Annotated in this window: 13 protein-coding genes; 3 read left to right on the forward strand and 10 right to left on the reverse strand. The window is 47.8% G+C overall.

Annotated features, from left to right (window positions below; translation table 11 throughout):
- Nucleotides 1–117: 117 nt before the first annotated feature.
- The 7 genes from WC734_06240 to WC734_06270 all read right to left on the reverse strand — a co-directional run bounded on the left by WC734_06240 (nucleotide 118) and on the right by WC734_06270 (nucleotide 9,237).
- Nucleotides 118–1,422 carry a hypothetical protein gene (locus WC734_06240; protein ID MFA6198715.1) on the reverse strand — a complete coding sequence of 435 codons (1,305 nt, stop codon included), beginning with the start codon at nucleotides 1,420–1,422 and terminating at the stop codon, nucleotides 118–120.
- Nucleotides 1,422–3,923 carry a hypothetical protein gene (locus WC734_06245; GenBank protein MFA6198716.1) on the reverse strand — a complete coding sequence of 834 codons (2,502 nt, stop codon included), beginning with the start codon at nucleotides 3,921–3,923 and terminating at the stop codon, nucleotides 1,422–1,424. Before WC734_06245 ends, WC734_06240 begins: the two co-directional genes overlap by 1 nt.
- A gap of 7 nt (nucleotides 3,924–3,930) precedes the next feature.
- Nucleotides 3,931–6,591 (reverse strand): tape measure protein, encoded by a 2,661-nt coding sequence (locus WC734_06250; protein MFA6198717.1) that lies wholly within the window; start codon nucleotides 6,589–6,591, stop codon nucleotides 3,931–3,933.
- A complete protein-coding gene (locus WC734_06255; protein MFA6198718.1) occupies nucleotides 6,592–6,738 on the reverse strand; it encodes a hypothetical protein in 147 nt (48 codons plus the stop codon).
- Between the two features lie 133 nt (nucleotides 6,739–6,871).
- On the reverse strand, nucleotides 6,872–7,414 hold the full coding sequence (locus WC734_06260; GenBank protein MFA6198719.1) for a hypothetical protein: 543 nt from the start codon (nucleotides 7,412–7,414) through the stop codon (nucleotides 6,872–6,874).
- A gap of 27 nt (nucleotides 7,415–7,441) precedes the next feature.
- The gene (locus tag WC734_06265) at nucleotides 7,442–8,944 is read right to left on the reverse strand and encodes a hypothetical protein (GenBank protein MFA6198720.1); all 1,503 of its coding nucleotides are present in this window, start codon (nucleotides 8,942–8,944) and stop codon (nucleotides 7,442–7,444) included.
- Nucleotides 8,941–9,237, reverse strand: a complete 297-nt coding sequence (locus WC734_06270; protein ID MFA6198721.1) for a hypothetical protein — start codon at nucleotides 9,235–9,237, stop codon at nucleotides 8,941–8,943. Before WC734_06270 ends, WC734_06265 begins: the two co-directional genes overlap by 4 nt.
- Before the next feature lie 479 nt (nucleotides 9,238–9,716).
- Here WC734_06270 and WC734_06275 point away from each other — a divergent pair, with 479 nt between their 5' ends.
- On the forward strand, nucleotides 9,717–9,944 hold the full coding sequence (locus tag WC734_06275; protein MFA6198722.1) for a hypothetical protein: 228 nt from the start codon (nucleotides 9,717–9,719) through the stop codon (nucleotides 9,942–9,944).
- A 127-nt stretch (nucleotides 9,945–10,071) separates the two neighbouring features.
- On the opposite strand, the gene WC734_06280 is transcribed toward WC734_06275, so the two are convergent.
- Nucleotides 10,072–11,301: a hypothetical protein gene (locus WC734_06280; GenBank protein MFA6198723.1), complete on the reverse strand. Its 1,230-nt coding sequence runs from the start codon at nucleotides 11,299–11,301 to the stop codon at nucleotides 10,072–10,074.
- On the reverse strand, nucleotides 11,288–11,566 hold the full coding sequence (locus WC734_06285; protein ID MFA6198724.1) for a hypothetical protein: 279 nt from the start codon (nucleotides 11,564–11,566) through the stop codon (nucleotides 11,288–11,290). The genes WC734_06280 and WC734_06285 overlap by 14 nt, the downstream gene beginning before the upstream one ends.
- Before the next feature lie 246 nt (nucleotides 11,567–11,812).
- Between WC734_06285 and WC734_06290 the strand changes: the two genes are divergently transcribed.
- The gene (locus WC734_06290; protein ID MFA6198725.1) at nucleotides 11,813–12,154 is read left to right on the forward strand and encodes a hypothetical protein; all 342 of its coding nucleotides are present in this window, start codon (nucleotides 11,813–11,815) and stop codon (nucleotides 12,152–12,154) included.
- Nucleotides 12,155–12,169: 15 nt separating this feature from the next.
- Nucleotides 12,170–12,517 (forward strand): hypothetical protein, encoded by a 348-nt coding sequence (locus tag WC734_06295; GenBank protein ID MFA6198726.1) that lies wholly within the window; start codon nucleotides 12,170–12,172, stop codon nucleotides 12,515–12,517.
- A 572-nt stretch (nucleotides 12,518–13,089) separates the two neighbouring features.
- Here WC734_06295 and WC734_06300 read toward each other — a convergent pair.
- The coding region (locus tag WC734_06300; protein ID MFA6198727.1) for a glycosyltransferase at nucleotides 13,090–14,586 on the reverse strand (1,497 nt) is incomplete at its 5' end.

A 14,586-nucleotide genomic window follows, 5' to 3' on the forward strand; every position in this document is an offset into this window, starting at 1 on the left:
GCGTTTGATGGTTGTAGAAATATCAACAATTGGTCCTCCAAAACTCGAACCAATACAATAACCGATCATATCTTTGAATTCCCAACCCTCTGTCCATACTCTGGTCATGTCAACCTCCTAAAACGCCGTCCATTTATACCCATCCCAATATGCGGCACAATCAGCAGCCACATTGGGAGAGAGGACACCATTATAATTTAATAACTTAAATCTTCCCACCGCATATACTTCGCCACGCGTTCCGATGTGCATGTCTTTCACAGTCCCGTCCACTGTATCGTTTGGCACGGCGGCAGGCTCATAGTTGTTCCATATTCCGCCGTTCAGGTAATTCCACGCACCGTCAATGCGTCCTGCCACTCCGCTGAATATCTTCGTGTCGCTGAAGTCGAACTGCGCGCTCTGCTGGTTATCCTCAACAAACATGGGGGAAGTAGCCATCAGGCGCAATGGGAAATCCATCACCCACTGGTTGCGGATATCCCAATCTCCCTCCAACCCGCCATCGTAATAGACTTTGGCATAAACTGGAATACTGCCATCCTGGTACTCTATCCAGAATGGCTGATTTCCACCAACGCCATCCGGCTTGATAATATCTATCAACATCTGGCGCAGGTCGTGTAATCGTCTGAGAGATAAATCCCTATCACACGGGCGCGAAAAGTCCCTGTTCTTGACGTGGAAAATGATGGACAACAAGCGTTCATTCTTCTTGATGTTGTCCAGAAATCCGCCCGGCATCCATGCGTTCTGCTGACGGTTATTGACAATCTCATCCATTCCAAAACCCGTTGTCATAGTTGCGTACAGGTTTTCAAGTTCCTGTTCAATCCCAATTACATTCTTCCATTGTCCGCCCTCACGCGTATACGCTTCTCTTAGAGACTTTCCGGGATCGATACCATCCCATCGACATCCGTCCCGCGAACCGTCACAGTAAGAAGTCGCATAAGGTTTGATCTCCATCTGCGCCCCGTCCACATAGAACGTCCTCGTTTTGGCTGTATTTTCGTAGGTTTCCACATACAGGCGCACGTCATTCCCGCCCTCTATCCTGCCCGATACAGATATGCGCGTCCAGCGTTCATCCCGAAGTTGTGCAGAATTTGAACTCCATTCCTTGCCGCTTCCACTATCCGTCAGGCGGATACGCACAAAGCCAGCACCGCGTACATAAGCACTTATGGTGACGATATCATATGTTCCAGAAAGATAATTGACCCGATAATATGCACCTTCGGAGATGACAGAACCGGAGGTGACAACCTTAAGGGATGCAATCCCGAAACGGGCGTAGTCAAGAACACGCGTGATGACCGAACCGGATGCGTTCCATCCGTTTGTGTTGTATCTGAGCGCGGGGTTCTCGATGAAGTTTACGGTCGCCTCGGGAACCAGTATCTTGAGGCTGGCAGGCATTAGAAGGTTTCTCCCGCCTGTGTACTATCTGCCGACCAGTGGGTAGGCGTGTAAGACAGGTACATGATGGCACTCACGTCATTGTACATAAAAGCGGCGATTTTGTTCTCTCCGGGGATGAGCGTGAAGGCATGAATATCACCACCTGGCACAATCGAATAATACAGATCACCGCGTACTGTGGAATAGAACCTTCCCGTTCCAAAGTCAATGAATACTTCCTCGTCCACCAGAATATCCAGGTTGAACCAGACTTTCTTTTTTGTGGTCTGGTTCTCGATGTAGCGTAATTTAGCCTGCCCTTTTATGTAGATGATGGGTCGCACTTCGGCTGTTCCATCGTTATTAACGTAGGTGATGCCGGAAAAGAAAGACGACAGGCTGGTTGTGTTGAAATAAGAACCGCCTACGATAATGTCATCACCGTTGTATTTGACGGCTATCGGACTTGGTGTTCCACCCGAAGTGAGCAACAGGTCTATACTTGCCCAGGTTGAACCATTCCATAATGTGATCCTTTTCATGGTGATACCGCTGGCTTCGGTGAATTCACCTACCACTACAACGTTTCCGTCTTTCGATATATCCATAGAGAGTGCAATGCCACCCGTCAATCCATTGCCGAGTTGCTCCCACATTGACCCATTCCATTTTCCGATGTACTTCATGGCTGCGATACCGGACAGGGTAAAATCTCCACAGGCATACACGTAATTGGATGGAGAGATGACCACCTCGCGTACTGTTCCATTGAAACCGCTTCCCATAGCGGAGAATGTGTCTGAAGATACTGTGTATTTGGCTACTCTCAACATGGCATTACCAGCCAATGAGTATTGGTCTGTGAATATCCCGCCAACGTAAACCGTTGTTCCGTCCAGAGAAATTGCCATTGAGTACACTTCATCGTTCAAACCTGTGTATGCGCCCATCTTGTGCCACATACTTCCATCCCAGCGCGCAATGTGGTAGGATGTCACGCCTCCGGCACTATGGAATTTTCCGGCGGCATACACATTTCCGTTGGGGGCAACCTGTACGTGCAGACCATCATCGTTCAAACCCGTACCAAGCGCGCTCCAGGTCGCACCGTTCCACCTGGCGATATTGACTGCCGCAACTCCACCGATATTTGTAAATCTTCCGGTCACGTACACATCGCCGTTGGGCGCAATCGCCATATCGTTTATTATCGTAAGCGCATCGGCTGGCAATATGGCAGATACAAGGTTGTACCACTGCGTACCGTTATAGTAGGCAGCATTGAAACACGGAAGCATCGGATCAATCGCTCCGGCACTATAGTTCACCGTGCTTATCTTTCCACAAATATATATCTCACCCTTCTTGCCTATCTCGATGTCACTGATCGAACCGTCTGTGGCTGTTCCGAAAGTTCCAGAGTTCATGCCGTTCCATTCTCCGTCAATGCGCCCTGTAATACCATTGAACCGCGCCGTATCTTTGAAATCAATTTGAGCAATGTCCTGGTCATCCTCATAGAACATCGGGGAGGTTGCCAACAATCTCAATTGAAAGTCCATTGCCCATTGATTGCGGATGTCCCATTCCCCTTCCAATCCGCCGTCATAATATACCTGGGCATAGACAGGAATATCTCCGTCTTTATATTCTATCCAGAATGGCTCGTTGCCTCCGGTTGCATCTGGTTTGATGATGTCAATCAACATCTGCCGCAGTTCGTGCAGTTTTGATAGAGATAATGCTTGTTTGCAGGTACGCGCCACGGATTTGTGCTTGACGTGGAATTGGAGGGTTATCGGTCTCTCCTGTATCTTGACGTTATCCAGAAACCCGCCTGGCGACATGGCATACGACTGTCTGTTGTTCTGGATGGGGGCAACACCCAGACCGGATACGACCGTCATATAAACATCTTCTTGCTCGCGATATGCACCGGACACCATCACCCAGCGTCCGCCCTCGCGCGTGTATGGGCTTCTATAGGATGTGCTTTCGTCATACAACCCGTTCCATCGGCAGCCTGGGCGTGTTCCATCACAATAGGTTGTGACGTATGGCTTGAGTTCCATCTGTACCGCATCCACGTAGAACGTAATAGCCTGTGTATTCACGCCATAAGATTCAATATATACCCTTACGTCGTTGCTGTCCGAACAACGACCGGAGATAAAGATGCGTTGCCAGCGGTCGGTTTCCAGAACAGTTTCTTTGGACGACCATTCTTTTGCAGATACATCATCCGCCAGCCGAATGCGGATATGTCCCGTCCCGCGCACGTAAGCACTCACCGTGACGGTGCTGCTGACAGAACCCAAAGTATTGACGCGATAATAAACGCCTGCCCGGATTGCTGAATTTGTGACAACCTTAAGGGATGCAATCCCAAAACGGGCATAATCCAGGACGCGCGTAATGGTCGCGTTGTCCGCGATCCAATCAGTTATATCAAAACGAAAGGATGGGTTCTTGATGTAGTTTGTGGTCGCTTCTGGAACAAGAATACTCAGGTCTGCCATGTATCACCTACACCCAGAACTGGGAATTTTCGTAGTCAAAAGAGACGCGTTTGCCAGCCTGAGAGTTATTGAAGTTGTTGGTCACGTTGGTCGTTTTTGACATACTCATCCCCTTGACCATATAAGGCATCAGCGAAGACGGGTTTGCCCTATATATAGGGACAACCGTGCGCGTGCCATTGCTTGTAGGTTGAGGCAAAATACTTCCACTGTTTATTTTTGTCAGGGCGGCATTAATAAGCACCTGTATCATGTCAATGACAAATTTTGAATTGCTCAATAAAGTTGATTCGGCTGCATTGTTGGTCTCTACAACTCTGGCAATGAATATATCGGTCGAAGATTTTGCTCTCTCGTTATTTAATCTCTGTATCTCCTGCACACTCGAAACGAAAAATGCGCTTTTATTCTTCAAATCCTCGGTGGCGTAGGTATTCAGTTTGGTAATATCGTCTTTGACCCTTTCGTAAACGGTCGGGGTTGTGGCTATCATGGCTACAAGTCGTGCCAGTTCTTCTTTACCAGTATCGTAGAACTCGCTGGCATTCTTCAAGTCCTCTGTGGCATAACCACGGATCATATCCTTTAGTTCTGTTCCCAGGTTTCCGATCATTCCTAAAAGACCAGAACCAGTACCTCCCAATGCTCCGCCGATGGCACTGCCTACCGAATCTGCCAGACAGGATGCTACGCCGCCTTTGGCACATGGGTCTGTGCCGGTGGTTGTATCCAGTTTACTGCGCATCACCTCGCCAACCGGACTTAAGTAATTCTTTGTGGCGGATGACGAAACCCCGAAACCAGTTCCCGCCTTACCAGACAATCCATTTGCAATTGCGCTGGCCGTAGAAGTGGTTACTTTAGCGACCAATCCAGCACCTTTCGCCATGCCTTTTGAAAGTCCTGCCATGATGTTGATGCCGGATTCTTCCATAAGTTTAGATGGGGATTTCATCTGGAAAAATGAATTCCACAGGCTCATGGCTGTTTTGGCAATCCATATAACTACACCGAATAAACCGAGCGAACCAATCATAAGTCCGGTTTTGATACCTTCCATCATGCGAGAACCAAGTGTACTCCAGTCAAAATCGTTGAAATATCCTTTTATGTTTTCAACAAGGTTTCTGCCTACGTTGGACATATATAATCCCCACGCGCCCCATGCAATTGCAGCAGCCGCGATTGCCGCAACAACCCACGCAATTGGACCTAACAACCCCGTGATGGTAATTCCAATAAATTTTAATACTTCTCCAAAACCCTTGAAAGCCGCTTGTTTCAAAGCAATTGCGCCCAACCATCCAACAAAGACCATGAGTGCGCCAATTATTAGTCTTATCACTATGAGCGCGCCCTGCCATACCAGCCACGTAACCCCAATTGTTTTCAGGACGCTGAGTATCGTTCCTTTGTTCTCGCTGAACCACTTGCCAAATCTATCAAGCGCAGGTAGGAGTTTATTCGTTATCCACGGTATCACTTCTGTCTTGATCGAGTACGCCAACTGACCCATGAAGTCAATGGCACTACTGATCCAGTTGACGATATTACCTTCGTTGCGTTCCAACCAACCCGCCATGTTCTGAAGCATTTTAATGATACCGTCGGCGATACTATTCACTCCCGGAAGCAACGCAAATAGTTTATCTATGATCCTAACAAGGGAATTTCCTATTCTTTCAAAGGATTTGGCAAATTCCGGTTTGATAGTCTTGCCTTTATAAAAACCCAGGAGAATAGAAGATAGTTTTTCGCCCAACTTACTCATAATTGGACTGGATACCATCGCGCTCAGTCTGCTGACGAATATATCTTTGACGTTATCCATCGCTCCGGTGAACGATTTTGCCATGTCCTCGGTTGCACTTTCAAAATCTTCGCCAACAAATTGACCGAATGCCTGAACAAACCATTGCGGATCAGTCGTACCTGCCTTGCGCATTTTATTCAATTCGTCGGTGGTCATGCCCATACTTTCAGCGATTATCCCCAATATTTTATTAACAGGCACAAGCGAACCGCGCGCAAGGTCACGCAGTTCTGTTCCGGTTATCTTTCCCTGCTGCACCATTTGTCCCAGGTTGGTGACGATACGTTCGACTTGCATACCAGTCAAACCCATACCGCTGACAAAATTCAATATATCTTCTGTTAATCCCCTCGCTTCCATATCCACGAAACCGTAGGAACGCGCCAGTGAATAGGCGTTGGCAATGTCTTTGGCGTCGTAGATGGTTAATCCGGCCAGGTCTAACGTCCACCCTATTTGTTCTTTGGTAAGGCGGATGGTTTCTGCCATGATCTTGTTGGCTTCCATCCCTGAATCTTTCAAGGCGTTCATGTTGAAACGATTAAGACGGATCTCAAGACGTTGGAACGCGTCACCGCCCTCAATAACGGCTCTACCCAATTCCCCAAGAACGTCAATGACCTTGCGAATTGCATCCCTGACCAATACGCCAAACGCAATAACCAATATCCTCTGGATAGTATTGTGTGCAAAATCCCGTATAGTATTCCCCAGCGACTTGAAGGCGCGTTCCAGCAGACCGGCTTTAGGCTTCATGGCGGCTAATACGTTGTTAGCCTGCCCCATCTTATTCTTGAAAGACGCCAGTCCTTCTACAACTAATGCTACGCCAGCTTTCGGTAACGCGGTTGCCATTTATCTACGTCCTTTTGCGCTTTTCTTCTCACTCTCGTTTATTTCGGCTTCAGATTGCAGGTTATTAATAGCCCGCTTGGTGCGGGATACCGCCACTATCATAACCCGTTCCATGTAAGGCAGTTCATCCCATTCCGTCAGGCTCATGTGATTCTCTATCCTTATGTCCTGTTCTTCAAAAACGGGTATCATCCCGTTCCCAAGAGAGCGCAGGTGTATTCCCGCGCTTATTTCGCGTTCAAGTTCTATTTCCGTGACGTTGCGGAAGGAATTATCCTGATTAACTACCGCTCCCAGGAAACTGCTCGGCGGATTTTACGTCTACCTCCGCTATTCCCGAAAGTCTACCCACCGCATCTTGTATCACAGACAGGTCGCTTTCGTCAGGAGCAGCCACGAATTTAACCCAGGTCAGATAACGCCAATCTTCGTTGTCGGGATGTACCGGCATATCCAGCACGCGATACTTATTCAACCACTTATCCTCGCTCGGTTTGGACAATCCCTTCGGGACGCTGACCAGTTCTGTGCCAAGCAGGATCAGGGCGTTCAAGACCTGCGAGTTACTTTCTATCTCCCACGCCTTGACGCGTTCGATGTAGTCCGGGTCATCCGGGTTTTCCATCTCGCGCCCCATCGCTTCCATGAAGAACGTGGGTGGTTTCGGGCGCACATATCTTGCCATTACGTTTATCAAAACCAACGGATTGGCTTTCATAGCGCGCAGGACTACGCCACTTGAAAGAGTGAATTCGTCCTGCGCGCCTTTCTTTACATCCGCTATGGCACGGATGGTCTTTTGTTCGTTCTTATCTGTACTCATGCTTCCTCGCTTCCTTTCTTACTGAACTTAAGCAGCCATCTTCAGGATGATTCCGGCTGTACCGTTACTTGCCAAGCCCGCGGCATAAGCGGTGTTGGAGTATTTCGAGCAGCCAGTCAGGTCACGCAGGTAGGTATTGGCTATTGCGGTGGCTTTCTTTCCCTGTGGCATTACATCCCATTCGTTTCCGGCGGTGATGGTGCGCAGGACGTATCCCTGAGAACCGGAGGTGACGATCATATACCCTTCGGCTTCTGAAACGAATACGATTTTATAGATGCGCACATAAGTGGATGAGGGTAATCCAACCTGTGACCAGGTGTAGCCCTTGTTGGTAGTGAGCCAGAGTTTACCGTTTCCGCCAGCACCTTCACCAATCAGCCATGCGTCTGCATCCCACATCCAGCAAGCACCCAGGTTCACACCAACCGCAGGACCAGTCACGGTCTGCCAGGTTTCTCCGCCGTTGGTTGTGTAAACAACCGCATTGGAGTTACCAACAGTCAGGACATTATCGGAGTCGTGGGCATGGATGGCATTCAGGTTTTGGACAGTGGCGACACCGGCATCCTGTACTTCGGCTTCGACCTTGTGATTCTTGACGAAGTAGATGTATCCGCCATTGGCAGCGATCCAGTTATGGCGCGCATCGGATGATGTGATGGCGTTGGGGGTCTTGGCGGCTACGAAGCCAGTGATGGTTTCAGACCAGGTGTTCACGCCAGAATACAGATCCTCGATTCCGGTGTAGTGCATGGAATTGGAGGTTGCAGATACATAAACGATGTCCCCGCCAATGACTACGCCATCTGACACGACTTCGTTGGAGAACAGGGTTGTAATGGTCTGGGATGACCAGGTGTCTCCACCGTCACTTGAATACAAGAGAACGGGTTGTGTACCAGGGGTGGCAGATGCACCGGCCATTGTAGCCAGAACGCGGTCACAGGGGTTCGGGCAATCTTCGCAAGAATCTCCCTGATAAACGTCCACCGTGTAGATTTCGCGGACGGTGGAGGCCGACCCGCTTTGTTCCTGATTCATTTTCAAGAACTCCCAGTAATCTTCGGAGGACATATCCACAGAACCGTTGGTGGGCGAGTTCTCATCCTTGCCGAGCGCACCGAAGTTCTCAAACGAATGGGAACTTACGCGCCCGTCTGGGAAGTAAACCCACTTTTCTCCGCCTTCGGAGAAGTCCTGCGGATTTCCGCAGCGACCTGAAAGGGCGAAAATGTCTATTCGACATTTGCGGTTCTTCCAGTCCAGAAGGGTATCCTTGCCGACTGCGTAACGTCCGGCAATCGAAAAGGTGGCGCGTTCCTCGCTCCCAGATACAACCCCGACCTGGACATCCCTGCCAAAGTTGTTCGGGTCAGGTGCGGTAATTTTGGTGTCTTCGCCGATGGTGTGGGATGGATCACCAAATTTTCCCATCGTCAGCATTTCCGGTGAGCGTGAAGGGTGAACCCCGCCTTCAACGTACCACACACGCTGGTTCAAACCAGTCAAAGCAGTTATTTCGGTCATTGCGTACCTCCGTCTTGTTGTTCATATCTAAAGTATGCCTCGTTCAGGCGTTGTGCGTCTATCAATAACGCTTCCTGCAATGCACCTTGAAGATTTTGGGGCTTGCAGGCATCCTTGTAATTTAATATACCACGCGCATGTAATATGTTGTGTAGGCTGGTTGCAAATGGTTCCGGCAACCCAAGCGCATCTACAACGCCTTCGTGCGGCCCAATGATAATGACCAAGCCACTTTCGCTTTTCAAGGCATCGTATTTGCGCCCTTTCTCGTCAATGTGAATGATTTTTTCCATACCTGTATTATACGTCATTTTTTGACAATATGCACATCAGAAATATTACATTCGTCACTTGCAGGGCGCAGGCATTGGTTATAGAATGGAATAAAGGAGATTATTATGAAATGTGAATATTGCGGAACAGAATTTGAAAAAAATAATTGTTATTGTCCTGGATGTAAAAGAGCAAGTTCTCATATGTATAGGTGGCACAACGATGACAGTTATCCTTACCACCCAGATTACTGCAAGAAGTGTGGGAAGAAAACTGTTCTGAAAAAAGAATTATTGAACGAGTTTAGTGAAGATTCTGGTAAACACGAAATTCGTAAAACGTGGTTTTGCCCGGATTATACTGGGCGGTTTAGTGGTCACACTCATAAATCTTACGAAAGTAACTATTTTGGAGAATAAATATGAAATGCCCGTATTGCGGAACTTACACACAAGAAGATGAAATAAACTGCCCAAAATGTGGCGGTACGTTTGACCAGATGGATGTAACACACGCGTCCGAATATTGTTACGAAAAACCAGAGATCATTAATGAAACAAGTAACTCCGATGAACTTAAGGTAAATCCGCGTCTTATTAGTTCTAATAGAATTGATGAAATGTTTACAAAAGGGGCTTATATCGTGATGGCATTACTGGTACTATTCGCCTGTTCAACTATCGTGGAAGCCATTATCTTCATTCCATTTTCAAGTTGGATAAGATAATATTTGCCATGAGACTCCCGCTTCGACACTCAAGATTATGCCATGTACAGGCTGTGCATCTGAACTCTTATAGCTCCACTTTGGCATAGTTTTATTTTATATAGCGTCTTTAAACTAGCAAATATTATTATTTAATAATCCTCACGCCGTTCTGGTTGATGCGCTTCCAGGCGTACAATGCGCCGAATGTGCTTCCGAGACGATTAGCCAGTTGTTCAGGTGTGACATTGATACTCATTCCAGTTCCGTCGCTGTACTTGTTTGCCATTACGTCAATGCGCCATTTGTCAATGAATTGCTGAACATTGCTGCAACCGCATACGGGTCGGTCAAGTTTGGAGGCGGCGAAGAATGCAACCGCGTACTTCCAGTATGGCGACATCCTGACATTATACCTGTCAATCTGCTTGTCCTGATAGCCAGAGTAGTACCAGAAGCGCACCTGGTCTGGCTCACGGCATTCTGTCCATTCGCCAGTCGTGAAGGCTTCCGTATCTGCATCCCACGAAGCGGGTGCAGGTACAGCGAAACCGAGGCGTGGATCCCGAAGGTGGAAGCAACCGGCAGCAGTTCCAAGTGTACATGCGGCGCAGGTGGAGCAGCAATTCAGGTCTGTGTTGTTCTCCCACATGAACTGAACTTGTGTGGCAGGGTCATTATAGACACGGTACACATCCACGGTGGTTTCGTAACTACCTGCCACGTCTCCGTCTACGGCGTCGGCATCGAGAACGTCCAGAGTATCTTTGTCTACGATCTGCCACGACTTGAAGGTAATGGTGGCTATTCCAACGCTGATTACTACATCTATCGGGCGTATCTCCCATGCGTCTGCTCCCGACTTGCCAACATAATAAAGGTGAATTTCGTTGGTGTCTGTGACGGTTGTGGCAACGGTTACGGTACAAAGTTCAGAATATCCATCTCCGTTCGGGTCAGAACGCACTACAGCAGAACCTAATTCAACGGCAGTCTTGGCTCGAACACCGCCGCTGATGATATGTCCCTTGCTGAGTTCCACCGACTTGAACATGCCGCGCGGGTTCGTGCCTGCTATGTTATAAGAACCCGGCACAAGTGGACGCGGATATTCTAGTCTTTCTTCGATAGTCCAGTCAGGCACAAGATTGTACCCGACCTCTTTGCTTATCTCCTGTTCGGCTTCCTGAATAGCCATAGCCAGGTCATCACGTCCAACGCGGTCGCTATGCTGCCATGAATATTGAAACCAGACCGATCCACAGGCGTTATTGTTGAATTTGGTGCTGGACAGACCGTTAAAGTGGAGGGGGTTAAGCCCGACCAATGCTGCCCATTCTTCCAAAGATAACCATGTCTTGATCTCAGAGACCGCCATATTTCTCCTGAACACCCTCGGCTTTCCTGAGGGTTCTTGCAAAGTGGTAGTGGTAGCCCGCGCTTTCCGGTGACTTCTTTGCCAGTTTTATCAGCGCAGTGTCCAGCGACCATGTTGTGTATAAGACCCTTACCCATGTATCACATTTGGTACAGTTGAAACCCAGTTCGGTGACTATCTTATTGACAGGCTTGCCGTCCAGGTTCTCCATGTCCACCATGTTTTCTTCGTTGCAGGCTGGACACGGGAAGGGTAACTCGCTCATGGTTATATTATACGTCATTTTCTTACAATCTGCACATGGAGATATGACATTCGTCACTATGATTTCTGTGTAGGTTGGGCTTATAATAACAGTAAAGGAGAAATAAAATGAAAAATACAGATGATGTTGTGTTTAGTGTGCTTTTGTTTGTTATAGGCCTTACGCTTTTTGTAAGCCTTGTGCTTTTAGCATTTGCAGCCTTTCGAGAAGCTTCTGGTTGCTTTTAGACGCGTAAAGGAGATTGTTATGAATTGTGAATATTGTGGAACTTCTATTGAAAACAATTCGAATTCCTGTAAAAAATGTGGTGCGCCTATTTATATAAAGTTAAAACCATCACAATTTGTATCGGGAATATCCAGAGACGAATTAAATTTGTCCGGTTTGGATTACTACAGCAAATACAGGATATTAAAAACACCACGTGGATATATGGCGCAAAAACCATATTTATTTGGTTGGAAGAATGCTTTTCAGAGACTATCTGAAGAACCCGTCTATTTTGATAGTGCTGAAGAAGCGGAACAGAAACTCATAGAATGCGGTGCATTCGAAGATCAAGTAACAAAAGTTGTCAAGGAATTTTAGCGAAAGGATTATGAGATGAAAGAAAAGATTTTCGGAATATTTTTGCTGGCAGTTTTGTTTATCGCAACTTCTGGACTAGTCGTAGATTGGCCGGAACAACCCGACCCAATTAACATGGTTACAGAAACCCGCACTTATCCAGCAGGGACAATTGTTTCGGTAAGTTATTACAATTCAGATTGGAGCGAGGGCGCACAAAGAACCATAATTAATACCGAGACGTTTTCCATCGTAATATGTGGTATTCACACATTGCCAATAGGAGCGAGGTTGGAATTTGTCGAGACGGTTGATGCAGACGGCAATCAAACAACCCAACTGCGTATAATTGGCGAAGATACGTTGTGGGAAGTTGTCAAGTAATTATAAACGAGGAAGCGAATTGTGAAATGCGTAAAATGTGAACTGGGGCGTATTTTAACCCTTGAACAAAAAGAGGAAATTCGTTTGATTTGTATGTCTGGCGCGTCTTTTGTTCTAGAGTTTTCTCCGGATTCGACAGATAAGTACCCAATATGCACCTGTTGTGGCGGAAATTGGGGTGAATGCCCTAATTGTGGACGGAATTGCAATCAAATGTGCCTGCTCTCCGAGTGGGACGAGAATAAACCGCGCGACTGCGAGAATTGTTCTGGTAGAATTATTAAGAAGGGTGAAACTTTATCGCCACCGCAGACAGAGCAAACGGAAGCGCAAGGTACAGTGAGTAAGGCACGAAGTACATAAGCGTCCAGAATAATCCCACCCAGATCGAGCAACACCACACACACGACAGGATGCCAGCGAGGAACGTATCAGGAACCATCGCCACGTTGTCATCCATGTCGTGTGTTATTCCCACTATATTTCGTAACTTTATAAACATACGGAACGGACCTGGCTCATCCACCAGCAACGATGAGATGCGCCAGGTCGCCAATGCGTACACGATGAACTCAACCAGGGACAATTTCTTTTATCTCCTTGCCAACGAACGCGGCGGGATTGTTATCATCCAACGATTTATCATCATGGATGACGCGATACATAGGCTCTCCGCTCCTGTCCGAGAATGATAGCAACCTATCCACATCACCACGAAATACAGCGCGTACTGAGTGGTGCGGATTATTGCCAAATCGGAACAGGATGTCAGGTCTCACAACTGAGCGGATGGTGAATGGTTCTGCCACGGGTCCAACGTACTGGATCATAACCATTGCGGTATCATCCGCTTCGGGCGGTGCTTCGGCCAATCTACCGAAATTTCCAGACGAACTCATTGTGCCGGCAGGTTTTGAACTGCTTTTCTTCTTTGCGCCACATCCACAACTCATTTCTTTACCTTCCTTCCGATATTCATGCCACTTCTTGTCCATGTAGGCACGTATTGATTCTATTTTAGCATAGTCTGACTCTCTCTTGGTGCTGCTTACCATTCGATATACGAACAGAGGTTCATCCACGCGATAAGCGCAATATCCGAGAGAATGTACTGCCACTTGAAAATCCCAATCTTCCATGCCTGGAATATTAACGTCCCAACACTTTTGCAATTTCCACATATCATCAATGGCTTTGCGTGGATACAAGATGCTGGAGCCTGGATAATTCATTTTGATTGGAACCATCTTGGCGTCAAATTCTGGATAATGATAATATTCCAGTTTGTCGCCGTCGTCCCGTACCATATCCGAGAAGATAACGCCGTAGTTTATCTCAGCGTAACTTACCATACGATCAAGATACCACGGCATCCACATATCATCAGCGTCCAGCCACACCACGTACTTGCTGTGATGCGAAATATAAGGCAGTCCTGCGTTCCTGGCGAAGGATGCGCCCATGTTCTTGGCATTGTTTATGACCTTTGCCCAGGGTGCGCCCATGATGTCCTTTTTCCATTCTACACCCGTGTCGTTTACCACGATGCATTCCCAGTCCGGGAAGGATTGTGCCTGTATGCTGTCCAATGCGTCAAGAAGATACCGCTCATGCAGAGGGCCGCAAGTAACGATGATGCTGACGACCGGATAGGCGTAGTCGTGTACATACCAGAAACGGCGGTTCTTTGGCCGTCCCTGCGCGCCGAATGGTACAAGATGCGGGTTGGGATGTTCGCCCGAATTTGCTTTCAACATACTCGCGGCTTCACGATAATTGCTTGACCCGATGCGCCACGGAAACCAGGCAGTCCAGTCCGGTTCGCCACCTTCTGTTTTCCACTCCATTGCGCCCTTGCTGTTATCAACATTTCTGTGGAAGTAAGTGACCGCTTCTGTCACTTTACTTGCATTGAAACCGAGGGAAGTTACACGACACCAGAACTCGGCATCCTCGTTACGTTTCATGCGCGTGCGATACCCGCCTGAGCGTTCGTACACTTCGCGGCGCGCCATAGAGCAGGAGGGCAATTGATTCATGTGCGCCATCTGTTCCATCCAATCGAACTG

This window comes from Patescibacteria group bacterium (assembly GCA_041661625.1).
Lineage (GTDB): Bacteria > Patescibacteriota > Patescibacteriia > JAHIZJ01 > JAHIZJ01 > JBAZUB01.